This is a genomic window from Amycolatopsis sp. CA-161197, from assembly GCF_050942255.1.
GTDB lineage: Bacteria > Actinomycetota > Actinomycetes > Mycobacteriales > Pseudonocardiaceae > Amycolatopsis.
The window spans coordinates 2,243,849-2,265,897 of record NZ_CP192059.1; the positions used below are offsets into that span (position 1 = coordinate 2,243,849).

The window sequence follows — 22,049 nt, forward strand, 5'->3', positions numbered from 1 at the left end:
GTGCTCTCCCGGTGGGATTCGGGGCTAGAGCACGGCGTCGGTCCAGGCCGGGCCGGGCTCCTCGGCTTCGTCGCGGACCGCGGTGCCTTCGATGAGGCCATACGGGCGGTCGGCGGCGTAGAACACCTCGTTGTGGTTCTCGAGGCCGAAGGGGCTCAGATCGACGAGGAAGTGGTGCTTGTTCGGCAGGGAAAGCCGGACCTCGGCGACCTCGGGCCGCGCGAGCAGCACGGCTTCGCCCATCGTGTACAGGGTCTGCTGCAACGACAGGCTGTGTTTCGTGGCGAACGCCTGCAGCAGCGTCCGCCGGATCTCCTGGTGGTTCTTGGCCCAGTCGACATCGACTGGGTCGCCGTCGTAGCGCCAGCGCGCGGTGACGGCGGTGGCGAGGATGCGGTCGTCGGTCTCGGCGAGCGTCGTGTACGCGTCGCGCGGGAAGCTGTGGAACTCCGAGCCGCCCGACTTGAGCACGGTCAGACCGTCCACACCGGACACCACCCACGCGCGGTCGGCGTGCACGGTCACGGTGGTCGTGCGGCTTTCGCCCCCAGAACGGCTGAACGCGTGGTCGTGCGGTTTGCCGTCGACGGGGATGCGTTCCCAGGCGTGCTCGGCGACGGTGATGCGCGCGCCGGTGATCGCTTCCTGCGTGGCGACGAAATGGCGGCCCAGGCGCAGCGCGAAGTCCTCGATCTCGCCGACGTCCTGCTGCTTCGCGAACGCGTAGACGGTGTTCTTCTGCGCGTCAGTGGTCAGTACGGCGCTGTTGTCGCCGGTCAGGTGCGTGGCCGCGAGGTCGCCGCGCAGGGCCGTGGACACGGTGAGGTCGCGCAGGTGGTGCACCGGACCGTCGCGGCGGACGGTGACCAGGCGGACCTCCGCCTTGCCGTACTGGTTGGGGCCCAAGGAGATTCCCACGGTCAGCTCCCGCGATAGGTCGAGTAGGCGAACGGGCTCAGCAGCACCGGCACGTGGTGGTGCGAGGTGCCGTCGGTGATGCGGAACGCGATGGTGACGTCGGGGAAGAACGCTTCGGGCCCGAGGTAGGCGCCGGTGTCGAAGATCAGCCGGTAGACGCCGGGTTCGAGGGTGTCGGGGCCGAGGTCGCGCACGCGTCCGTCGTCGTCGGTGACGCCCTCGGCGAGCGGTGTGCCGTCGCCGCGTTCGAACCGCACGGCGATGCCGGCGGCCGGTTTGCCGGCGGCCGTGTCCAGCACGTGCGTGGTCACCAAGCTCATGCGTTTATCGCTTTCCGCAGGCGCAGCGCGGCGATCTTCGCCAGCTCCGCGCCCGCCACGTCGAGTTCGGTCTCGGGGTCGTTGCCCAGCCGCGACCGCAGGTTCGCGAGCAGTTCCGCGCCACTGCGGCCGCCGGCGCACACGAGGAACACGTGGCCGAAACGGGCTTCGTACTCGGCGTTGGCGGCGGCGAACTCGTCGGCGTTGTCCACACCGGACTGTTCCGAGCGCGACCACTCGGCGTCGGCGCCCTTGCTCGTCGGCTTCTCCCCGATCCGCGGGTGGGCGGCGATGGCGGCGCTCACCTCGTCGCGGTGCAGGGGAGTGGCTTTTTCAGCGGTGGTCAGGAGCGTGGCGAAGTCCGCGTACGGCCGGCCGGCGAGCACCGCGTCGACCCAGCGCGGCACGGCTAGGCAGGCCGTGAGGGCGGGCCGCACGTCGGCGGCGTCGGCGGTGTTGAACTCGGCGAGTGCGAGTGGCACGGGATCTCCTCGCTGCGGGGGAGCTGGTGCCTGCCGACGGTACGGCGCCCTCGCGTCGCCGTCAACATTTTGTTGAACGCGCTGGTCAGTCCACTTCCCGGTTGAGGTAGTTGTAGACCGTGAAGCGCGTGACGCCCAGCGCCTCGGCCACCGCGGAGACCGATTTCCGCAGGCTGAAGGCCCCGCGTTCGCGCAGCAGCCGGACCGCTCGCTGCTTGTCCGGGCGGTCGAGGTCGCCGAGCTTCGCGCCCAGTTCGCGCTCGACGTCGGCGATGAGCCGGGCCAGCGCGGTGTTGAGCTCGACGGGCGGGGTCGGCGCCGGTTCGTCGGTGCGCCGGAGCTGGACCGTGACGCGCGTGGCGCCGCCTTCGAGTGCGGCCCGCGCGATGGCCGGCAACGCGTTCATCAGCTGGTCGGCCGAGCCGCGTGCGAGTGTGCCGAGTGGACCGAAGTCGGTGTCGAGCCCGGCGTCGCGGGCCGCGTCACGAGCGCGCACGGCGTGCTCCGGCGGGGCGCCCTCGCCCTGGAAGGGTTCGCTGGTGAACTCGGCTTCTAGCTCCACCCGGTGACCGTAACGTGGAAGGCGAGGCGTTGACGAGGCGAGAGCGTCGTGGTTAATCTCGGTTGGCGAAAGATACTTTCCGTACTGTGAAACAACCTGCCGGTATCGCCGACGGGAGAAGGAGTGTGCCCGCAGATGGATCTCGTGGTGCGCGCCGCACGTGCGGTGACGGCGGCCGGTGAAGGTCCCGCGACGCTGGGGGTCGACGGCGGCCGGATTGTCGCGCTGGAGCAGGGAATCGTGGACCTGTCCGCCGACCGGGTGGTCGAGCTCGCGGCCGACGAGGTGCTGCTGCCGGGGCTCGTGGACACCCACGTGCACGTGAACGACCCCGGCCGCGCCGAGTGGGAGGGCTTCGAGACCGCGACGCGCGCGGCCGCCGCCGGCGGGGTCACGACGATCGTCGACATGCCGCTCAACAGCCTGCCGCCGACGGTCGACGTCGCCGCGCTGGAGGTGAAGCGCAAGGCGGCTTCGGGACGCACGCACGTGGACGTCGGGTTCTGGGGCGGCGCGATTCCCGGCAACACCGGCGATCTGCGTCCGCTGTACGACGCGGGCGTGTTCGGGTTCAAGTGCTTCCTGCTGCACTCCGGCGTCGACGAGTTCCCGCCGCTCGACGCCGCGGGCCTGGAGGCCGCGCTGCGCGAACTCGCGAGTTTCGACGCGCTGATGATCGTGCACGCGGAGGACTCCGACGCCATCGACGCCGCACCGGATCCGCACGGTGAGAAGTACACCGATTTCCTCGGCTCTCGCCCGCGTGGCGCCGAGAACCTGGCCATCACCCACGTGATCGAGGCGGCCCGGCGCACCGGCGCCCGCGCGCACGTGCTGCACCTGTCCTCTTCGGACGCTCTACCGCTGATCGCGAGCGCGCGCCGCGAGAGCGTGGCGCTGTCGGTGGAGACGTGCCCGCACTACCTGAGTTTCGTTGCGGAGGAGATCCGCGACGGCGCCACGCAGTTCAAGTGCTGCCCGCCGATCCGCGAGGCGGCCAACCGGGAACTGCTGTGGCAAGGCCTCGCCGACGGTGTGATCGACACGATCGTGAGCGACCACTCGCCGTGCACACCGGAATTGAAACAGTTCGACACCGGCGATTTCGGCCTCGCGTGGGGCGGGATCTCCAGCCTGCAGCTGGGGTTGCCCGCGGTGTGGACGCAGGCGCGCCAACGCGGCTTCGGCCTCGCCGACGTGGTGCGGTGGATGGCCGAACGCCCGGCGGCGCAGGTCGGGATGACGCGCAAGGGCCACCTCGCCGTGGGCTACGACGCCGACTTCTCGGTGTTCGCGCCCGACGAGGCGTTTGTTGTCGACGTGGCCGCGCTGAAGCACCGCAACCCGGTGAGCGCGTACGACCAGCGGCCGCTGGCCGGCGTGGTGCGCGGTACGTGGCTGCGGGGTTCGCCGGTGACCGGCGACGAGCCGCGGGGAGAGCTGTTGACCAGGGGGAACTGTTAGAGATGGAGGACCACGTGTCGCACGACCGTCCCGAGTGGACAGCCCAGCCGGACCTCGCTTCCCGCACGTTCGGGGGCACGGTGATGTGGGCGAGCGACGAGCTGTTCGCCGAGAAGGAGAACCTCGTCAACCCGTGGCGCCCCGCGCACCGGGCCGAGACGTTCGGGCCGAAGGGCCAGGTCTACGACGGCTGGGAGACGCGCCGGCACCGCGAACCGGGTGACGACCAGGCCGTGCTGCGCCTCGGCGCCGCCGGGGTGGTGTCGGGCGTGGTGGTGGACACGGCGTTCTTCAAGGGCAACTACCCGCCGTTCGTTTCGGTGGAAGCGGTGTCGGTACCCGGCTACCCGAGCGCGGCGGAACTGTCCGAAATGGACTGGGAGGTGCTGGTCGACCACGAGCCCGTGGCCGGAGACTCGGAGAACTTCTTCAAGGTCTCGTCGGCCCGGCGGTTCACCCACGTCCGCCTCACGCAGCACCCGGACGGCGGCGTGGCCCGCCTGCGCGTGCACGGCTCGCCGGTGCCCGACCCCGCGCTGCTGGACCCGCGCTCGCTCGACCTCGCCGCGCTGGCCAACGGCGGCGTCGTCACGGGCTGCAGCAACATGTTCTACTCGTCGCCCAACAACCTGTTCTCGCCCGGGCTCGCCGCGCACCAGGCCGAGGGCTGGGAAACCGCGCGCCGCCGCGACGACGGCAACGACTGGGTGACCGTGCGCCTCGCCGGCGCCGGCATCGTGCGCTTCGCCGAGGTCGACACGAGCAACCTCAAGGGCAACGCACCGGGCTGGGCCGCGCTGTCGGGCCGCCTCGACGACGGTGACTGGGTTCCACTGCTTCCCCGCACCCGTCTGCAGCCGGACACCCGCCACCGCTTCGCCCTCGAAGACGGCCCGCAGATCACCGAGGCCCGCCTCGACATCTACCCGGACGGCGGCCTCGCCCGCCTGCGTCTCTACGGCGAGCTCACCAAACGCGGGCGTGAAGCCGTCACCACGCGCTTCACCGAAACGACGGCCTGAGGTGCGTTAGGAGTTCGCGCCGGGCCGGTTGAGGTAGATCGAGGCACAGGACAGCAACGTGCCGACGGCGAAGATCGCCGCGAGCCACCACGGTGCACCGGTCACGACGGCCCAGATGAACCCCGCCGCCATCAACACGGCGGCCAGGGCGTTACGCATCTGCAGCGGGGTCGGTTTGGCCATACCGCCACTTTCTCACGGGCCTGACCAGCTCCTCGCGGCAGGACCGGCCATGATCGGCCGGCTTCGCGGTATGTGGCGATCCGGCTGCACACCGCGACGGGTGCGCGGGCGGCGATGGGGTTGCCCCGAGCGCGGCTGTTCTATAAGTTGTAGAACAGACCGATGAGCCTCCCGAGCATGGCCAACGCCGTGCGCGCCCTCCTGGAGCACCGATGATCCTCGACGTCGACCTCACCAGCGAGGTGCCGATCTACCAGCAGATCCACGACCGCGTCGTCGAGGCGATCGCGGCCGGGGACCTCGCCGACGGGGACGCGTTGCCCTCGACGCGCCAGCTCGCCGTGGACCTCGGCATCAACTTCCACACCGTGAACAAGGCCTACGACCAGCTGCGGCGTGAGGGGCTGCTGCTGATCACCCGGAAAAGCGGCGCGGTGGTGCAGCGGGCCTCGACCGCGGGTTTCGCGGCCGACTGGCAGGCGCGGCTGAAGACGTTGCTGGCCGAGGCGGTCGCCCACGGGCTGGGCGAGCGAGAGGTCCTCGGCCACTGCGAGGCGACGCTGCGGGCGTTCGAGGAGGTGCGCGCGTGATCGGGGTGATCGTCCTGCGAGACCTGCTCGCGCCGGTGCTGTTGCTGGCCAGTGCGTGGGTGATGCCGTCGGTGGCGAAGCCGACGGTGCCGTTCGGCGTCCGCGTGCCGCCCGAACGCGTCCGCGACCCGCTGATCGCCGAGCAGCGGCGGATCTACCGGTGGTGGGTGGGCGTGGCCGGGAGCGCGCTGGTGGTCGCCGGGCTCATCGTGGGCGTGGTCGTGCAGCAGGTCCTCGTGCCGGTGCTCGTCGTCGTGGCGCTGCTGGGGGTCGTCGCGCCGGCGTACGTGCGGGCGCGCGCAGTGATCCGCTCGGCCAAGCGGCGCGAGGACTGGTACCAGGGCCTGCGCCAGACGGTCACCGCCGACACCTCCCGCGTCACGCGCCCACCGTTCCCGTGGCTGTGGGCGGTGCCGGCGCTGCTCGTGCTCGCCGCGACAGTCGCGCTCGGCGTGGTGCGCTACCCGGATCTGCCCGCGACGCTGGCGCTGCACTACACCGCGTCCGGCGCCCCGGACCGTACGGCCGCGAAGTCGGTGGGCAGCGCGTTCGGCCTGGTGTTCGTGCAGGCCGGGCTGACGGTGCTGTTCTGCGTGCTGGCCTACGTCGCCCCGCGGTTCCGGCCCGACCTCGACCCGGCGCGTCCGAAGGCCAGCGCCGGTCAGTACCGGCGCTTCGCCGCGACCCTGCCGCGCCTGCTGCTGCTCTTCGGCGCCTGCGTCAACCTGACGATCGCCCTGGCCGCGGAGCAGATCTGGTCGGCCCCGGCGTCGATCTCGGTCGCGCCGATCATCCTGCCGACCTTGGTGGGCGTCGCGGGACTGCTGGTCTTCGCCGTCCGCTACGGCCAAGGCGGGAGCCGCCTGGAGACCGCCGACGAACCGCCCCGCGACGCCGTCGAACGCGACGACGACCGCTTCTGGAAAGGCGGCCTGCTCTACGTCAACCGCGCCGACCACGCGGTCTTCGTGCCGAAACGCTTCGGGATCGGCTGGACGCTCAACTTCGGCAACCCCGTGGCGATCAGCGGGTTCGTGGTCCTGATCGCCGCCGTGATCACCGTGCCGCTCGTGGTCGGTTAAGGAGCCGACTGGCGCCGCGAGCTGATCACGCCCGTGTTGAAGCCCGCCAGGTGCAGGCCGCCGGCGAAGCGCGCGTGCTCGATCTTCACGCAGCGGTTCATCACCACGTCGAGCCCGGCTTCACGGCCGCGGTCGGCCACCTGCTCGTGCCACAGGCCCAGCTGCAGCCACAACGTGCGCGCACCCGCGGCGATGACCTCTTCGGCCACCTGCGGCAGGTCGTCGTGCTTGCGGAACACGCTCACCAGGTCGATCTCACCCGGCACGTCGGCCAGCGTCGGGTACACGGGCTTGCCGAGCAGGGTGTCGAGGCGCGGGTTCACGAAGTTGATCTCGTACCGCGTCGACGACGTCAGGTACGTCGCCACGAAGTAGCTCGGCCGCGCCGGGTTGGCCGACGCGCCGATCACCGTCACCGACCGCGTGCGGCCGAGGATGCGCCGCCGCTCCACGGCCGAAACGTCGTAGTTCACTGCCGTGGTCACGCAGCCACCGCCTTGTCGAGAGCCTGATCGAGGTCCCACAGGATGTCCTCGACGTCTTCCAGCCCCACCGAAAGCCGGATCAGGTCCGGGCCGACGCCCGCGGCCGCCAGCTGGTCGTCCGACAGCTGCGCGTGCGTGGTCGACGCCGGGTGGATCACCAGAGTGCGGGCGTCGCCGACGTTCGCCAGGTGCGACAGCAGCTCCACCGACTCCACGAACTTCTCGCCCGAGCTCCGGCCGCCCTTGACCCCGAACGAGAACACCGCGCCCGGCCCGGCCGGCAGGTACTTGCGCGCCAGCTCGTGGTCGGCGTGGTCCGGCAGCCCGGCGTAGGAAACCCAGGCCACGCGCGGGTCGGCGTTCAGGTACTCCGCCACGGCCTTCGCGTTGGCCACGTGCGCGTCCATCCGCTGCGGCAGCGTCTCCACGCCCTGCAGCAGCAGGAACGCCGAGTGCGGCGAGAGCACCGCGCCGATGTCGCGCAGCTGCTCGGCGCGCAGGCGCGTGCAGAACGCGTACTCGCCGAAGTTCTCCCAGTACTTCAGGCCGCCGTACGAGTCGACGGTCTCGGTCATGCGCGGGAACTTGCCGTTGCCCCAGTCGAAGCGGCCCGACTCCACGACCACGCCGCCGAGCGTGGTGCCGTGGCCGCCGAGGAACTTCGTGGCCGAGTGCAGCACGATGTCCGCGCCGTGCTCAATCGGGCGGCACAGGTACGGCGTCGCGAGCGTCGCGTCGACGACCAGCGGGATGTCGTGCGAGTGCGCGAGGTCCGCGAGCCCGGCCAGGTCGGCGATGCCGCCCGACGGGTTGCCGATCACCTCGGTGTAGATCAGCCGCGTCTTGTCGGTGACGGCCTTCGCGTAGTCCTCGATGCCGCCGTTGACGAACGTCGTCTCGACCCCGAAGCGCTTGAGCGTGCCGGTGAGCTGCGTGACGGTGCCGCCGTAGAGGCCGCTCGCGGACACGATGTGCTCACCCGCCTCGGCCAGCGCGGAGAAGGTGAGGAACTCCGCGGCCTGGCCGCTGGCCGTCGCCACGCCGCCGATGGCGCCCTCGAGGCTCGCGAGGCGCTCCTCGAACGCGGCCACGGTCGGGTTGCCGATGCGGCTGTAGATGTTCCCGTACTTCTGCAGCGCGAAGAGGTTGGCCGCGTCGGCCGCGTCCTCGAACACGAAGCTGGTGGTCTGGTAGATCGGCACGGCGCGTGCGCCGGTGGCGGGGTCGGGCGTGCCACCCGCGTGCAGGGCGCGGGTGCGGAAGCCCCAGGTGCGTTCACTCATCAACCGTCACGCTACTCAGCGCGGCCGCCACGGGCCATCCTTCCCGAACCGTGATCGTCACACCCAACTTCAGAAGGTCCGCGGTGGGCGCCTCGGCAGGCTTTCTCGTGCTTTGGTCGGACGCCCGGTCGTCCTTCCTGGATGCCGGACGGCGACGGACCGCCTACCGGCAAGCCGGGCAACCGCTGTCCGCAGGCGGCCGACTCGCCCGGCGGGCAGCCGAGCGTCACCGAGGACTGCCTCTACCTCAACGTCACCACGCCTGCGAAGTCCGGCCCCTCGCGTCCGGTGATGGTGTGGCTGCACGGCGGCGACGGCGCCGGTGCGGGCGCCGACTACGACCCCACACGGCTGGTCGACCAGGGCAACGTCACGGTGTTCGGCGAGTCGTCGGGGCGTTCGCGACCTGCGCGCTGCTGTCCGCGCCGCAGGCTAAGGGGCTGGTCGAGCGCGCGATCATGGAAAGCCGCTCGTGCTCGGCGTACTTCGCGAAGAACGCGCTGGCCCCGGGGGCTGGGCCGCCACACGCTCTTCACGCCGCTGTAGGACGCCCAGGCCGCCGGCACCGCCGCGGCCGCGAAGATCGCCGCCGCCTACCCCGCGCGGGGTACCGGGCCCTTCGCCGCGTCGCTGTCCTGGGCCGCCGCCACCACGGACGATGGCTGGGACTGTCCGACCGCGGCCGACGCCCAGGCCTCGCCTCGGCCGGGCGCCCGGTGTAACACGTACTTCTTCGCCGACGAGAACGCGCCGTCGATCCCGGGCTACGCCGTGCCGCAGGGCTTCCCGCTCGGCGAGCCCACGGCCTGGAGATGGGCTACCTGTTCTGGGAAGCCAAGGGCAACGCGGCCCAGCAGCGGCTGTCCCGCACGATGATCGGGCACTGGACGAACTTCGCCCGCAAGGGCGACCCCACCGGCGCGGGCCTGCCTACCTGGCCGAAGTTCTCGGAAGGCGCCCGCGTCCAGCGGTTCGCCCCGGACCGGGTCGGGCCGATCGACCCGCAGGCGCAGTCGAAGTGCTCGCTGTGGCGCCAGCTCGGCGTCTGAGTTGCTAGCCGCCGAGGGCCGCGCGCAGTCGTGCGTCGCGCTCCTCGGGCGTCTGCCGTGGGCAGCTGACGCACTTCGGGTTGCCCACTTCGTAGATCAGGCAGCACGACGCCCGCTTCACGGCCTGCGTGCGGCCGACCGTGACGTAGCGCGGCGCGGGCAGGCCGAGGCCGGTGGACGCCACGACGTCGGCCGCGAGGTGCGGCGCCGAAGCCCACAGCAGGCGGTTGGCGATCGAGTCCGTCGCGATGGCGCCTAGCGCTCGTGGCCGGGCGCCGGTGACTTCGGCGATGGTGGTGATTGCCGTGCTCAGCGCCGCGCCGAGTGCCGGGCCGAGCGGGCCGCTCAGCGCTCGCGTCGAGCGGGAGCCGAGGAACCGCCCGTCGGGCACGATGTCGAGCTCGACGGCGTCCAGCGACGGGTCCAGCACCTCACCGCCGGCGGCGAGCGACTCCATGGTCGGCGCGACGAGCACGGACGACAGCGAGTACCACCAGATCGTGCCGACCACCTCCGGCGCCGCGCAGCCGTAGAGCTTCGCGGCACCGCCGATGCGGGCGCGCACCCACGTCGCGTCGGCCAGCAGCGTGGCGGGCGTCACGGCTGCCGCCGCCACACGCTCACCCCCACCGCGAGCGTCACATCCCGGCCTTCTGCCCCGAGCAGGCGCTCCCGACGCCCGTCTCGGTCGAGGTGGAAACCGGCAGGACCCATGGCGACCACGTCGTGCACCTGGCGCGCGGTGAACGGCGCCGTGTGCACCACATCCACTCGCGACACCCGCGTGAACCGGTCGCCCAGCGCCGTTTCGAGCCGCTGCTCCTTGCGCTCGTCCACGGACAGCACGAGGTCGCCCAGCTCGGCGAGGTGCCCGGGCAGCGGCGCGGCCACCACGAGCACGCCGCCGGGCTCGAGCACCCGGTGGAACTCGGCGGGATTGCGCGGGGAGAACACGTCGAGCACCACGGAAGCCACACCGTCGGCAACGGGCCACGGCTCCCACAGGTTCCACACCACGGCGCCCAGCCGCTCGTGCGCGCGGGCGGCCCGGCGCAGCGCGACGGCGGAGACGTCCAACGCGAGTCCGGTCGCCTCGGGCGCGGCGTCGAGCACGCGCGCGAGGTAGTAACCGGGGCCGGCGCCGGCGTCGATCACGAGGCCCGTGGCGGCCGGCGCGGCGACGCGCGCGAGCTCGTCGGCGAGGGGTGCGTACGCGCCGGAATTCAGGAGCGCCGAACGCGCCTCGACCATCGGCACGGTGTCGGCGGTTCCGGCGGGGATACGTGCGTGCAACAGGTTGACGTAACCCTGGCGGGCCAAGTCGAAAGAGTGACCGTCTTCGCAACGCACCGTGCGGCCCGTTAGCCCGACCGGGGCAAGGCACACCGAACACCGGAGGGCGTCCACGACCCGTCGTGGCAGTGGGTCATTTCCGGGTCCGGCCGAGGTCATGCGGCTATTCGACCATGACGTTTCGCAATCGGACACCCCACCCCGCGTGGCGGGAAACCTTCCCGTAACAACCGCCACGGATGAGTTCACGCCCGCGAAACCTTCGGCGCCGCCCCGCGAAACACCCGGAACCAAGACTTCCGGGTCATCTACCCAGGGCACGGGAGGACGATTGTGCTGAACGCAGGAGACACCGCGTGGGTGCTGGCCGGCGCCGCGCTGGTCATGCTCATGACACCGGGACTGGCGTTCTTCTACGGCGGCATGGTCCGCGCGAAGAGCGTTTTGAACATGCTGATGATGAACTTCATCGCGCTGGCCGTGGTGGGGGTGCTGTGGGTCCTCTTCGGCTTCTCCATGTCCTTCGGCAACGACGCTTTCGGCGGCCTGGTCGGCAACTTCGACCTCGCTGGGCTGTCGGACACCTTCGGCAAGCTGGTCGGCTTCGCCGCGGCGGCCACGGACTCCGCTCCGGCCGTCCCCTGGCCGGGCCCGGACGCCTTGCCGTTGCTGGCGTTCTGCATGTTCCAGCTGATGTTCGCGATCATCACGCCGGCGTTGATCTCCGGCGCGATCGCGGATCGCGCGAAATTCTGGGGCTGGACGCTGTTCGTGGTCATCTGGGTGTCCATCGTGTACTTCCCGGTGGCGCACTGGGTGTTCTCGTTCAACGGTTTCCTCGGTGAGAACTCGGTCGGCGGCTGGATCGCCAACAACCTGAAGGCGCTCGACTTCGCCGGTGGTACCGCGGTCCACATCAACGCCGGTGCGGCGGGCCTGGCGCTGGCGATCGTGCTGGGCAAGCGCAAGGGCTTCCCGAAGGACACCGGACGGCCGCACAACGTGCCGTTCGTGCTGCTCGGCGCCTCGCTGCTGTGGTTCGGCTGGTACGGCTTCAACGCCGGTTCCTCGCTGGCCGCCAACGACCTCGCGGCCGTCGCGTTCACCAACACGACCGTGGCCACCGCCGCCGCCGTGCTCGGCTGGCTGCTGGTGGAGCAGCTGAAGTTCGGCAAGCCGACCACGCTGGGTGCCGCGTCCGGCGCCGTCGCGGGTCTGGTCGCGATCACCCCGGCGTGTGGGTTCGTGAGCCCGCTCGGCTCGATCGCGATCGGCGTGATCGCCGGTGTGCTGTGCGCGCTGGCCGTGTCGCTGAAGTACCGCTTCGGGTTCGACGACTCGCTCGACGTCGTGGGTGTCCACCTCGTCGGCGGCCTCGTGGGCACGCTGCTCATCGGTTTCTTCGGCACCACGAGCGTCAACTCCCTCGGCGCCGACGGGCTCTTCTACGGCGGCGGCTTCACCCAGCTGGGCCGTCAGGCGGCTGCGGCCGGCGCGGTTCTCGCGTACTCGTTCATCCTGTCCTTCATCATCGGGTTCATCATCAAGAAGGCGGGCGGCTTCCGCGTCAGCACCGAGGATGAGGTCAGCGGCATCGACGAGGCGCAGCACGCGGAGAGCGCCTACGACTTCACCGGCATGGGCGGCGGGCTCGGCCAGCCGACCACGATCCCGGTCAAGTCCGCCATCGCCCCTGCGAAGTTCGAGGAGACCAAGGCATGAAGCTCATCACCGCGATCGTGAAGCCGTTCACGCTCGACGACATCCGCTCCTCGCTGGAGCAGCTGGGCGTGCTCGGTATGACCGTGAGCGAGGTCCAGGGCTACGGCAGGCAGAAGGGCCACACCGAGGTCTACCGCGGCGCCGAGTACTCCGTGGACTTCGTGGCGAAGCTGAAGATCGAGGTCGTGACGGACGACGCGAACGTCGAGAAGGTCCTCGACGCCATCACCACCGCCGCGCACACGGGCAAGATCGGCGACGGCAAGCTGTGGGTGACGCCGGTCGAGACCGTGATCAGGGTGCGCACCGGCGAGCGCGGAGCGGACGCGCTCTAGGTGAGCACTCACGGGGGTGAACTGGTCCGGGCTCGAGAACAGCTGCTCACGGGACGCCACGGTCCGGCCGCGCTGCGGGCGGCCCTGGTGGACCTGTACGAATTCTGGCTCGCGAAGGGCGCTTCGGCGGCCGGCGTCGACACCGCTGATCCCGGTGTCGCGCTGGTCGCCGTCGGCGGCCTGGGGCGGCGTGAGCTGGTGCCGTTCTCGGATCTGGACCTGGTGCTGGTGCACAACGGGAACCCACGCGTCGGCGAACTCGCCGACGCGTTGTGGTATCCGCTGTGGGACGCGAAACTCGGGCTCGACCACTCGGTGCGTACGCCGGGCGAAGCACTGAAGGTCGCTTCGGAGGACCTGCGCACGCAGCTCGGCTTGCTGGACGCACGCCATCTCGCGGGCGACGCCGAGCTGACCGAGCGGCTCGCGTCCGCCGCACGCGACCAGTGGCGGCGCACGGCCCGCAAGCGGCTCGACGAGCTGGCCGACTCGGTGCGCACGCGCTGGCGGCGCAGCGGCGAGATCGCGCAGTCGGCGGAACCGGACCTCAAGCACGGCCGCGGGGGACTGCGGGACTTCGCGGTGCTGGAGGCGCTGGCGCTGGCGCAGCTCACGGCGCGTCCGGGCGAGGAGCTGCTGGCGGCCAAGACGTTGCTGCTCGACGCGCGCACGGAGCTGCGGCGGGAGCTTCGCCGTGAGCGGGACATTCTGAGCGCCCCTGAAGCCGAGGTCGTGGCTTCGGAGCTCGGGCTCGCCGACCGGTTCGCCTTGGCGCGCAAGCTTTCCGGGGCGGGACGGACGATCGCCTACGCGGTGGACGTCGCCCTTCGGTCCACAGTGGAACCTTCCCGGCCGCGGTTCGGCCGGCGGCCTTCACGCACCCCGCTGGCCGAGGGCGTGGTGCTGCACGGCGACGAGGTGTCACTGGCGCGCGACGCCGTACCCGCGAAGGACCCGGCTCTGTTGTTGCGCGTTGCCGCTGCTTCGGCGCGCACGGGCAAACCCATCGCACACGGCACTTTGCGCACTCTGGCCGACTCCGCACCCGAGCTGCGCGCTCCGTGGCCGGACGAGGCCCGCAACGCGTTGGTGGAACTTCTCGGCGCGGGGGAGGGCCTGGTCGACGCCGTGGAGGCCCTCGATCGGACCGGTTTGTGGGCCCGGCTGTTCCCGGAGTGGGGCGCCGTGCGCGACCTGCCGCCGCGTTCGCCCGTGCACCAGTGGACGGTGGACCGGCACCTCGTGCAGGCGTGCGTCGAGGCCGCCCGCCTGACCACCACGGTGGCGCGCCCCGACCTGCTGCTGATCGGCGCGCTGCTGCACGACATCGGCAAAGGCCGCGACGCCGACCACTCCGAACTGGGCGCCGACATCGCCGCCCAGGTGGCCGCCCGCCTCGGTCTGCCTTCCGCCGACGTGCAAACGGTGGCCGCCATGGTCCGCCACCACTTGCTGCTCCCGCACACGGCCACCCGCCGCGACATCGCCGACCCCGCCACCGTGTCCCGCGTGGTCAAAACCCTGGACGGCGACGTCGTCCTGCTCGATCTGCTCCACGCCCTGACGCAGGCCGACTCCCTGGCCACCGGCCCGGGCGTCTGGACGGACTGGAAGGCGCGCCTGCTCGCCGACCTGGTCGCGGCCGGCGAGGAATCCCTGCACGGCAAGGGTTTCACCCCGCCCGACCCCCTGGACAGCTCCCAACGCGAGCTCATGGCCGAAGCCGTCCGGTCGGGAATCGGCGAGGTCCGCATCACCGCCCAGGGCAAGGTCGTCACGGTGACCCTCGCCGTCCCGTCGCGCGCCGAACTCCTGGCGCCCGCCGCGGGCGTCCTGGCGCTCAACTCGCTGGAAGTCCACGCCGCCGTCCTGCGCGACCGCGTCGGCGTCTTCACCGCCTCACCCAAGTTCGGCTCGCTACCCGACTCGGCGCTGCTGCGCGAACAGTTCTCCCGCGCCGTGGCCGGGACCCTGCCCCTGACCCAACGCCTGGCCGCCAAGGAACGCGACTACGCCACCACCGCGTCGGCCGTCGTGGCGCCCAAGGTCCTCTGGTTCGACGACGAAACCAGCGGCCCCAACACCGTGGTGCTCGAACTGCGCGCCACCGACCGCATCGGCCTGCTCTTCCGCGTCGCCCGCGCCCTGAGCCGCTCGGGCGCCTCCGTGCACTGGGCCAAAGCCACCACCCTGGGCGGCGCCGTCGTCGACTCCTTCGCCGTCAGCCCCTCCACGGGCCGCGTCGACTCCCCCTGGCGCGCCAAAGTCGAGGACGCCGTACTGACCGCCGCTTCGTAACCCCCGGGCGGGCTACGGTTTCCCCCGTGGCCCGCCCCCTCCTCTTCCTCGACGTCGACGGCCCCCTCATCCCCTTCGGCGCCTCGGACTACCCACTCTTCCCACCACCGCCCGGCCCGGCCGACCACCCTCTCCTGGCCCGCCTCGACCCCACCCACGGCACTCGCCTCGCCGCGCTGCCCTGCGACCTCGTCTGGGCCACAACCTGGTTCACCGACGCCAACGACGTCATCGCCCCACGCCTCGGCCTACCACCCCTGCCACTCGTCGACGACCCAACCGACTCAGAGGCCGACGGCCTGCACTGGAAAACCCGCCCACTGCTCACCTTCGCCGCCGGCCGCCCCTTCGCCTGGGCCGACGACGAAATCTCACCCGCCGACCGCGCCTGGGTGTCCGCACACCACCCCACCGCCGCCCTGCTACACCGCGTCGACCCCCACACCGGCCTTACCGACGCCGACTTCACCACCCTCGCCAACTGGCTCGAAACACTCGCCCCGACCTCCTGACCGTCCCCACTCGCAAACACCCCGCCCCACCCACCGCGCCCCAATGCGGCGTTGGTTGCGCCCACCGCACCGAACGCCACATTGGGGCGCTCCGGCCACCACCCAACCGCCACCCGCCCACCCAACCCACGCCCCACTCAGGCCGCGCAAACCCCACCAACCGCCGCCCACCCACGCGACGAAACCTGCGCCCAGACCCGCCCCGGCACCCCGATCCGAAGCTTCTTTGCGGCCGGCGAGGCGTTGTCAAGGCACGCTTTCCCGCCTTGACAACGCCTCACCGGCCGTCAACACAATCCAGCTTCGGGGTGCACACCTGACGCAACACGCCCCTGCGCAGGACCTTCGAGCGCCCACCACACGCCACACGCCCCCGCACAGGACCAAGAACCCGGGCCCAAGCCACCCAAACCGTCCCCACCCGCAAACACCACCCCACCACCCATCACACGATCGGGGTGTCGCACCAGCAAACACGAATCCCAGTGGCAATATGGCGCGAGTCCAGAGCAGCCGTGCAGAGGGCGGGGTGTGACGTGCTGGGTTCCGAGCAAAACCTGCCAAGACTCTGTCTCCCACCCACCGTCGTCGCAGCACACCTGCGTTCCTGCGCCGAAGAACTAGCCGGCTCCTTACGTACCGACGGCGAAACCGCGACACTCCGCGAACTCACCGAAGTAGTCACCCAACTCGTCGCAGGTCAGCACGCCCTAGCCCACGCCCTCGCCGCCCTCGCCGGCCGCGTCGACGTACGCAACGGAGCCTTGGCGGCCGCGCCATCCGTGGACGTCGAGGTGGTCACCGAGGTACTCCAGGCAGCAGCATGCGCAGTCGGCTGTTCAGCCGAAGCACTGGCCGAGGCCGAGCCGTCGTTCGAGTGCGTGAGCGAGTCCGCCGGCCCCGACACCCGCTTGTAGCACCGACGGCGCACCCCACGAGGGAACCGCCCTCGAACCGCATGCTTGCCGAAATCCCTCCACCGGAGGACCGTGGTCGCCACGACCTGCGCCACCGAAGGCCGCGAAGAACCACGGCTTGAGTAGTCCTACCTAACTCCGGTTGGGGGTCTTCACACTGCCCCGCCGGCTCGTGCCCCGGCAGACTTCTCCCCAACGCAAGGCGGAACGCGTTCGCCCGGTACTGGGGGTCTGGCGAGCGGGCGACGGGGCACCCGTCTGGCGTGCACGCGGCGGAAGGCTCCCGGGGAGGTGAGCCCTTCCGCCAAGGTTCCGGGGCCGGCCGTGGGGAGCGGCCGCGTCCCGGAACCCCTGGGGGAGCTCAGGAATCCGCCATCCGCACCATCAGCTCCGCGGCCATGCGCAACAGCTGCTGTTCCGTGGGGCTCAACGAGCGCTCCATCGCCGCCGCCAGCCACTGCTCGCGCGAGATCGAGTAGTCCCGCAGCACCACGCGTCCGGCGTGCGTGATGTCGAGCAGGGACCGCCGCCCGTCCGACGGATCCGCCGTCCGCGTGATCAACCCCCGCGCCGTCAACGAAGCCAGCACGCGGGTCAGCGACTGCGGATGCATCCGCTCGGCCTCCGCCAGCTCGCTCGGCGTGTGCGTGCCCGCGCGGTAGAGCCGCGACAGCACGGCCAGCACCGTCGGGCCCGGCGACGGCGAGTCCGCCTCCGAGCGCATGCGCCAGTTGAGCCGCCCGACTCCCTCCCGGACGTGGCGGGCCAGCTCGGCCAGCTCGTCGGCACGGCGGGTGTCGGCTTCGGTCTGCATACCGCCACATTAGGCGGTTTCCCCGCGCACGAGCCGCGCGTACCGGCCGTCGAGCGCCAGCAGTTCCGGGTGCGTGCCGCGTTCCACGATCCGGCCGTCGTCGAGCACCACGATCTGGTCCGCGTTCTCCACAGTGGACAGCCGGTGCGCGATGGTCAGCGTCGTGCGGCCGGCCGCGAGCCGGTCGAGCTCCGCCTGCACCGAGCGTTCGGTGCGGTTGTCGAGCGCGCTCGTGGCCTCGTCCAGGATCAGCACGGGCGGGTTGCGCAGCAGGATCCGCGCGATCGCCATCCGCTGCTTCTCCCCGCCGGAGAACCGGTATCCGCGCTGGCCGACGACCGTGTCGTAGCCCTCGGGCAGCTTCGTGAGCGTGTCGTAGATGTGCGCGGCCTTCGCGGCCTCCTCGATCTCCGCGTCGGTGGCGTCCGGCTTGGCGAAACGCAGGTTCTCCCGCACCGACGCGTGGAACAGGTACGTCTCCTGCGACACGAAGCCGACCCCCGCGGCCAGCGACGCGAGCGTGACGTCCCGGACGTCCGTGCCGTCGATGGCCACCCGGCCTTCCGTCACCTCATAAAGCCGGGCGACGAGGTAGGCGAGCGTGGTCTTGCCCGAGCCCGTCGAGCCGACCAGCGCCGTGGTCGTGCCCGGCGCCACGGCGAGGTCGATGTCGCGCAGGGTCCACGGTCCTTCGTCGTCGTAGCGGAACGACACCGACCGCATCGACACCGCACCTTCGCGCACGGCCAGCTGCCGGGCGCCGGGCCGGTCGCCGATCTCCACGCGCAGGTCGAGCACCTCGAAGATCCGCCCGAACAGCGCCTTCGCCGCGGCCACGCTCTGGCTCACCGTCTGCATGGCCGTGGCCGGCCCGAGCAGCCGGTTGAGCATGCTCGTGAACGCCACCACCGTGCCCAGCGAAACCGGCGCCGAACCGCCCGCCAGCTCCAGCCCCGCGACCCAGTACACGAGCGCCGGGATGATCGTGAGGCTCATGACCCGCGATGCCCGCTGCCAGCGCCCGGCCAGCGCAGCACTGCGTTCCAGCGCCGCGACCTCGCGCGACTCCTCGGCGAAGCGTTCCCGCATCTGCCGCTCGTTGCCCATGGTCTTGGCCAGCAGCACACCCGTGACGGACAGGGACTCCTCGACGATCGTCGTCAGCCGCGCCATCCGCCGGGTCCGGCCGCGGGCGAGCTTGCGCTGCTTGCCGCCCAGCCGCAGCGTGAACAGCAGGAACAACGGCACGACCACGAGCGAGAGCAGGGCCAGCTGCCAGTCCATGATCAGGATCGCGACGGCGATCGCCAGCGCCGTGGTGCCGTTCTGCACGATCGACGCCGCGGTGGTCGTGACCACGTTGTCCACGCCGCCGATGTCGTTGAACACCCGCGACAGGATCTCGCCGGTCTTGGTGCGGGTGAAGAAGCCGAGCGACATGCGCTGCAGGTGGCCGTAGACCGACACGCGCAGCTCGTTCATCACGCGCTGCCCGATCGTGTTCGACAGGCCGGTGGTCGCCACGCCGAGCGCGCCCGAGCCCAGCGCCGCGGCGATCATCCCCAGCGCCAGCACGCTCACCAGCAGCGCGTCGCGGTGGGGGAGCGCGTCGTCGAGGATCGCCCGCAGCAGGAACGGCGACGTGACGCCGAGCCCGGCCTGCACCACCAGGAGCGCGAACAGCGCGGCCATCTGCGCCCGGTGCGGCCGGAACAGCGCGGCGATGCGGCTGAACGGCACTTTCTCGTCGGTGTCCGCCTCCGGTTCGGCCAGCGAAGGGCGCGGCGTCGTCGCTGAAGTCATACGCAGATGTTTACTGATTTGGGCTGTCGGGTCGAGCGTTTTTCTTGCTTTGACAGGAAGTAGCGATCAAGGTTATTAAGCATGTGCGTACTAACCTTCTGTCGAAGGTTCGCGCACCCGCGAGGCAGCTCGGCCCGGACCGCTACCCTGGGAGGTTGCCGGGGTCGCCCAGCGAAACCCGGTACGCGAACGACGACCCAGCTGGAGCGTGCACACCCGTGTTCGACACCCTCTCCGATCGGCTCACCGCCGCCCTGCAGACGCTGTCTCGCAAGGGCCGGCTGTCCGACGCCGACATCGACGCCACCGCGCGCGAGATCCGCATCGCGCTGCTGGAGGCCGACGTCGCGCTGCCGGTGGTCAAGGAGTTCATCGCCCGGATCAAGGACCGGGCGAAGGGCGCCGAGGTCTCGCAGGCGCTCAACCCGGCGCAGCAGGTCATCAAGATCGTCAACGAGGAGCTCGTGGGCATCCTCGGCGGCGAGACGCGCCGGCTGAACCTCGCGAAGAACCCGCCGTCGGTGATCATGCTCGCCGGCCTGCAGGGTGCCGGTAAGACGACGCTCGCCGGCAAGCTCGCGATGTGGCTGAAGAAGCAGGGCCACGCGCCGATGCTGGTGGCCTGTGACCTCCAGCGCCCGAACGCCGTCACGCAGCTGCAAGTCGTCGGCGAGCGCGCCGGGGTCGTCACGTTCGCGCCGGAGCCGGGCAACGGCGTCGGCGACCCGGTGGACGTCGCCCGCCGCGCCATCGCGGAGGCCAAGCACGCGCAGCACGACATCGTGGTGGTGGACACCGCGGGCCGCCTGGGTGTCGACGAAGAGCTGATGAAGCAGGCCGCGGACATCCGCGACGCCGTGCAGCCGGACGAGATCCTGTTCGTCGTCGACGCCATGATCGGCCAGGACGCCGTGACCACGGCCCAGGCGTTCCGTGACGGCGTCGGCTTCACCGGCGTGGTGCTGACGAAGCTCGACGGCGACGCCCGCGGTGGTGCCGCCCTCTCCGTGCGCGAGGTCACCGGCCAGCCGATCCTCTTCGCGTCCAACGGCGAGAAGCTCGAGGACTTCGACACCTTCCACCCCGACCGGATGGCCTCGCGCATCCTCGGGATGGGCGACGTGCTCACCCTCATCGAGCAGGCCGAGCAGCACTTCGACCAGGACCAGGCCGAGAAGGCCGCGGCGAAGCTGACTAGTGGCCAGCTGACGCTGGAAGACTTCCTGGAGCAGATGCTCGCGGTCCGCAAGATGGGTCCGATCGGCAACCTGCTCGGCATGCTGCCGGGCGCGGGCCAGATGAAGGACCAGCTCGCGCAGGTCGACGACAAGCACCTCGACAAGCTGCAGGCGATCATCCGCGGCATGACCCCGGCCGAGCGCGACGACCCGAAGCTGATCAACGGCTCGCGTCGCCTGCGCATCGCCAACGGCTCGGGCGTCACCGTCCGCGAGGTCAACGACCTGGTCAACCGCTTCTTCGAAGCCCGCAAGATGATGGCCCAGATGGCCGGGCGCTTCGGCTTCGGCGGCGGTGGCGGCAGCAAGACGCGCAAGGGCAAGAAGGGGAAGAAGGGCAAGGGGCGCGGCCCCACGCAGCCCAAGGTCCGCGGCGGCTTCCCCGGCGGCATGCCGATGCTGCCCCCGGGTGGCATGCCCACCGGTGGCGGGATGCCCGACCTGTCGCAGCTCGGCGGCATGAACGACGTGCCGGGCTTCGACCCGTCGAAGTTCAAGCTGCCGAAGAACCCGGGCAACAATTGAGCGCGTTGCACGTCTCCGGCACCGTCCTGCCCGACGGCTCGCCGCGTGAGCTCTGGATCACCGACGGGCGCATCTCGTTCGAGCCCGTCCCCGGTGCGGAAACGCTCGCGACCGGCGGGTTCCTGGTGCCCGGCCTCGTCGATGCCCACTGCCACCCGGGCCTCGGCCCGCGCGGCGCGGTGCCGGTGGAAGAGGCCGCCGAGCAGGCGGCGACCGACCGCGACGCGGGCACACTGCTGATCCGCGACTGCGGCCTGCCGCTCGACGTGCGGCCGCTGCAGGCGCGCGCCGACCTGCCCACGATCATCCGCTGCGGCCGCCACCTCGCGCTGCCGAAGCGCTACGTGCCCGGCTTCGCCATCGAGCTGGACGACGTCGCGCTGCTGCCCGAAGCCGTCGCGGAGCAAGCGAGGGACGGCGACGGCTGGGTCAAGCTCGTCGGCGACTGGATCGACCGCGGCGAGGGCGACCTCGCGCCGCTGTGGCCCGACGACGTGCTGGCCGAGGCCGTCGGGGTCGCGCACGAGCTCGGCGCGCGCGTGACCGCCCACGTCTTCGGCGAAGCCGCCCTGCCCGGACTCATCAACGCGGGCATCGACTGCCTGGAGCACGGCACCGCGCTGAACCCGGACCAGCTGGCCGAGCTGGCGCGCCGCGACGTGGCGCTCGTGCCCACGCTGATCAACATCGAGAACTTCCCCGGCATCGCCGACCAGGCCACGAAGTACCCCACGTACGCGGCGCACATGCGGGCGCTGCACGCGGGCGTCGCCGACATGGTCTCCTCCGCCGTCGAGGCGGGCGTGCGCGTGTTCGCGGGCACCGACGCCGGCGGCATGGTCGCCCACGGCCTCATCGCCGACGAGGTCGAAGCGCTGCACCGCGCCGGCATGACGCGCGAGCAGGCGCTGGCGAGCGCGTCCTGGGCCGCCCGCGAGTGGCTCGGCCACCCTGGCATCGAGGACGGCGCGCCGGCTGACCTGATCGTGTACCCGGCCGACCCGCGGGAGGACCTCGCGGTGCTGCGCCACCCGTCGCACATCGTCCTGCGGGGCACGGTTTTCGGCTGAAACAACGTCCTGCGCCGGTGATCGCCCGAGTACTGTGCGAAGTCTCCTCGGCGGCTAGGCTCGACCGGTGAGCCGAGCGATC

The 22,049-nt window shown here is 71.1% G+C and carries 23 protein-coding genes; 12 read left to right on the top strand and 11 right to left on the bottom strand.

Annotated features, from left to right (window positions below):
- Window positions 1–24 precede the first annotated feature (24 nt).
- From pucL to ACQPXB_RS10790, 4 genes are all read right to left on the bottom strand, one after another.
- Complete coding sequence (pucL, locus tag ACQPXB_RS10775; protein ID WP_432851199.1) at window positions 25–918, bottom strand: factor-independent urate hydroxylase; 894 nt, start codon at window positions 916–918, stop codon at window positions 25–27.
- A gap of 2 nt (window positions 919–920) precedes the next feature.
- A complete protein-coding gene (gene uraH / locus ACQPXB_RS10780) occupies window positions 921–1,238 on the bottom strand; it encodes a hydroxyisourate hydrolase (RefSeq protein ID WP_366580865.1) in 318 nt (105 codons plus the stop codon).
- Complete coding sequence (gene uraD / locus ACQPXB_RS10785; protein ID WP_432851202.1) at window positions 1,235–1,720, bottom strand: 2-oxo-4-hydroxy-4-carboxy-5-ureidoimidazoline decarboxylase; 486 nt, start codon at window positions 1,718–1,720, stop codon at window positions 1,235–1,237. Before uraD ends, uraH begins: the two co-directional genes overlap by 4 nt.
- A gap of 85 nt (window positions 1,721–1,805) precedes the next feature.
- Window positions 1,806–2,282, bottom strand: a complete 477-nt coding sequence (locus ACQPXB_RS10790; protein WP_386948184.1) for a helix-turn-helix domain-containing protein — start codon at window positions 2,280–2,282, stop codon at window positions 1,806–1,808.
- A gap of 135 nt (window positions 2,283–2,417) precedes the next feature.
- Here ACQPXB_RS10790 and allB point away from each other — a divergent pair, with 135 nt between their 5' ends.
- On the top strand, window positions 2,418–3,746 hold the full coding sequence (gene allB / locus ACQPXB_RS10795) for an allantoinase AllB (protein ID WP_432851204.1): 1,329 nt from the start codon (window positions 2,418–2,420) through the stop codon (window positions 3,744–3,746).
- Between the two features lie 2 nt (window positions 3,747–3,748).
- A complete protein-coding gene (alc, locus tag ACQPXB_RS10800; RefSeq protein ID WP_366580873.1) occupies window positions 3,749–4,768 on the top strand; it encodes an allantoicase in 1,020 nt (339 codons plus the stop codon).
- A gap of 6 nt (window positions 4,769–4,774) precedes the next feature.
- On the opposite strand, the gene ACQPXB_RS10805 is transcribed toward alc, so the two are convergent.
- Window positions 4,775–4,951, bottom strand: coding sequence for a hypothetical protein (locus ACQPXB_RS10805; protein WP_386948178.1), 177 nt, complete (start codon window positions 4,949–4,951; stop codon window positions 4,775–4,777).
- Window positions 4,952–5,163: 212 nt separating this feature from the next.
- Between ACQPXB_RS10805 and ACQPXB_RS10810 the strand changes: the two genes are divergently transcribed.
- Entirely contained in the window at window positions 5,164–5,541 is a 378-nt protein-coding gene (locus tag ACQPXB_RS10810; protein WP_366580876.1) for a GntR family transcriptional regulator, read from the top strand.
- Entirely contained in the window at window positions 5,538–6,623 is a 1,086-nt protein-coding gene (locus tag ACQPXB_RS10815; RefSeq protein WP_432851207.1) for a DUF1648 domain-containing protein, read from the top strand. Before ACQPXB_RS10810 ends, ACQPXB_RS10815 begins: the two co-directional genes overlap by 4 nt.
- On the opposite strand, the gene ACQPXB_RS10820 is transcribed toward ACQPXB_RS10815, so the two are convergent.
- The gene (locus ACQPXB_RS10820) at window positions 6,620–7,096 is read right to left on the bottom strand and encodes a CoA-binding protein (RefSeq protein WP_366581116.1); all 477 of its coding nucleotides are present in this window, start codon (window positions 7,094–7,096) and stop codon (window positions 6,620–6,622) included. The genes ACQPXB_RS10815 and ACQPXB_RS10820 overlap by 4 nt on opposite strands.
- An 8-nt stretch (window positions 7,097–7,104) precedes the next feature.
- Window positions 7,105–8,391, bottom strand: coding sequence for an O-acetylhomoserine aminocarboxypropyltransferase/cysteine synthase family protein (locus tag ACQPXB_RS10825; RefSeq protein ID WP_386948173.1), 1,287 nt, complete (start codon window positions 8,389–8,391; stop codon window positions 7,105–7,107).
- Window positions 8,392–8,532: 141 nt separating this feature from the next.
- On the opposite strand from ACQPXB_RS10825, the gene ACQPXB_RS10830 reads away from it, so the two are divergent.
- Together ACQPXB_RS10830 and ACQPXB_RS10835 are read left to right on the top strand one after the other, a co-directional pair.
- Window positions 8,533–8,937 carry a carboxylesterase family protein gene (locus ACQPXB_RS10830; RefSeq protein WP_432851209.1) on the top strand — a complete coding sequence of 135 codons (405 nt, stop codon included), beginning with the start codon at window positions 8,533–8,535 and terminating at the stop codon, window positions 8,935–8,937.
- Window positions 8,938–9,197: 260 nt separating this feature from the next.
- Window positions 9,198–9,440: a carboxylesterase family protein gene (locus tag ACQPXB_RS10835; RefSeq protein WP_432856531.1), complete on the top strand. Its 243-nt coding sequence runs from the start codon at window positions 9,198–9,200 to the stop codon at window positions 9,438–9,440.
- Between the two features lie 4 nt (window positions 9,441–9,444).
- On the opposite strand, the gene ACQPXB_RS10840 is transcribed toward ACQPXB_RS10835, so the two are convergent.
- Complete coding sequence (locus ACQPXB_RS10840; RefSeq protein WP_432851211.1) at window positions 9,445–10,056, bottom strand: (2Fe-2S)-binding protein; 612 nt, start codon at window positions 10,054–10,056, stop codon at window positions 9,445–9,447.
- Window positions 10,038–10,892, bottom strand: a complete 855-nt coding sequence (locus tag ACQPXB_RS10845; protein WP_432851213.1) for a putative RNA methyltransferase — start codon at window positions 10,890–10,892, stop codon at window positions 10,038–10,040. The genes ACQPXB_RS10840 and ACQPXB_RS10845 overlap by 19 nt, the downstream gene beginning before the upstream one ends.
- Window positions 10,893–11,066: 174 nt before the next feature.
- Between ACQPXB_RS10845 and ACQPXB_RS10850 the strand changes: the two genes are divergently transcribed.
- From ACQPXB_RS10850 to ACQPXB_RS10865, 4 genes are read left to right on the top strand one after another with little or no spacing between them, the layout of a single operon-like run.
- Window positions 11,067–12,455, top strand: a complete 1,389-nt coding sequence (locus ACQPXB_RS10850; RefSeq protein WP_366580889.1) for an ammonium transporter — start codon at window positions 11,067–11,069, stop codon at window positions 12,453–12,455.
- Window positions 12,452–12,790, top strand: coding sequence for a P-II family nitrogen regulator (locus ACQPXB_RS10855; protein ID WP_285969503.1), 339 nt, complete (start codon window positions 12,452–12,454; stop codon window positions 12,788–12,790). Before ACQPXB_RS10850 ends, ACQPXB_RS10855 begins: the two co-directional genes overlap by 4 nt.
- The gene (locus tag ACQPXB_RS10860) at window positions 12,791–15,088 is read left to right on the top strand and encodes a [protein-PII] uridylyltransferase (RefSeq protein WP_432851216.1); all 2,298 of its coding nucleotides are present in this window, start codon (window positions 12,791–12,793) and stop codon (window positions 15,086–15,088) included. It abuts the gene before it with no gap.
- 26 nt (window positions 15,089–15,114) lie between these two features.
- Window positions 15,115–15,600: an HAD domain-containing protein gene (locus ACQPXB_RS10865; protein ID WP_432851218.1), complete on the top strand. Its 486-nt coding sequence runs from the start codon at window positions 15,115–15,117 to the stop codon at window positions 15,598–15,600.
- Between the two features lie 1,278 nt (window positions 15,601–16,878).
- Here the strand turns inward: ACQPXB_RS10865 and ACQPXB_RS10870 are convergent.
- Together ACQPXB_RS10870 and ACQPXB_RS10875 are read right to left on the bottom strand one after the other, a co-directional pair.
- Window positions 16,879–17,331, bottom strand: coding sequence for a MarR family winged helix-turn-helix transcriptional regulator (locus ACQPXB_RS10870; protein WP_366580895.1), 453 nt, complete (start codon window positions 17,329–17,331; stop codon window positions 16,879–16,881).
- Window positions 17,332–17,340: 9 nt separating this feature from the next.
- On the bottom strand, window positions 17,341–19,134 hold the full coding sequence (locus tag ACQPXB_RS10875; protein WP_432851219.1) for an ABC transporter ATP-binding protein: 1,794 nt from the start codon (window positions 19,132–19,134) through the stop codon (window positions 17,341–17,343).
- A gap of 218 nt (window positions 19,135–19,352) precedes the next feature.
- On the opposite strand from ACQPXB_RS10875, the gene ffh reads away from it, so the two are divergent.
- Together ffh and ACQPXB_RS10885 are read left to right on the top strand one after the other, a co-directional pair.
- Entirely contained in the window at window positions 19,353–20,897 is a 1,545-nt protein-coding gene (gene ffh / locus ACQPXB_RS10880) for a signal recognition particle protein (RefSeq protein WP_366580899.1), read from the top strand.
- Window positions 20,894–21,967, top strand: coding sequence for an amidohydrolase family protein (locus ACQPXB_RS10885; protein WP_366580900.1), 1,074 nt, complete (start codon window positions 20,894–20,896; stop codon window positions 21,965–21,967). Before ffh ends, ACQPXB_RS10885 begins: the two co-directional genes overlap by 4 nt.
- Window positions 21,968–22,049: the final 82 nt, after the last annotated feature.

What these genes read in the sequence shown, in the direction of transcription:
- ACQPXB_RS10830 (WP_432851209.1), top strand. Translation starts at nt 8,533, where the DNA reads ATGCCGGACGGCGACGGACCGCCTACCGGCAAGCCGGGCAACCGCTGT.
- ACQPXB_RS10825 (WP_386948173.1), bottom strand. Translation starts at nt 8,391, where the DNA reads ATGAGTGAACGCACCTGGGGCTTCCGCACCCGCGCCCTGCACGCGGGT.
- ACQPXB_RS10855 (WP_285969503.1), top strand. Translation starts at nt 12,452, where the DNA reads ATGAAGCTCATCACCGCGATCGTGAAGCCGTTCACGCTCGACGACATC.
- alc (WP_366580873.1), top strand. Translation starts at nt 3,749, where the DNA reads ATGGAGGACCACGTGTCGCACGACCGTCCCGAGTGGACAGCCCAGCCG.
- ACQPXB_RS10875 (WP_432851219.1), bottom strand. Translation starts at nt 19,134, where the DNA reads ATGACTTCAGCGACGACGCCGCGCCCTTCGCTGGCCGAACCGGAGGCG.
- ACQPXB_RS10810 (WP_366580876.1), top strand. Translation starts at nt 5,164, where the DNA reads ATGATCCTCGACGTCGACCTCACCAGCGAGGTGCCGATCTACCAGCAG.
- ACQPXB_RS10870 (WP_366580895.1), bottom strand. Translation starts at nt 17,331, where the DNA reads ATGCAGACCGAAGCCGACACCCGCCGTGCCGACGAGCTGGCCGAGCTG.
- ACQPXB_RS10845 (WP_432851213.1), bottom strand. Translation starts at nt 10,892, where the DNA reads ATGACCTCGGCCGGACCCGGAAATGACCCACTGCCACGACGGGTCGTG.
- allB (WP_432851204.1), top strand. Translation starts at nt 2,418, where the DNA reads ATGGATCTCGTGGTGCGCGCCGCACGTGCGGTGACGGCGGCCGGTGAA.
- uraH (WP_366580865.1), bottom strand. Translation starts at nt 1,238, where the DNA reads ATGAGCTTGGTGACCACGCACGTGCTGGACACGGCCGCCGGCAAACCG.
- ACQPXB_RS10805 (WP_386948178.1), bottom strand. Translation starts at nt 4,951, where the DNA reads ATGGCCAAACCGACCCCGCTGCAGATGCGTAACGCCCTGGCCGCCGTG.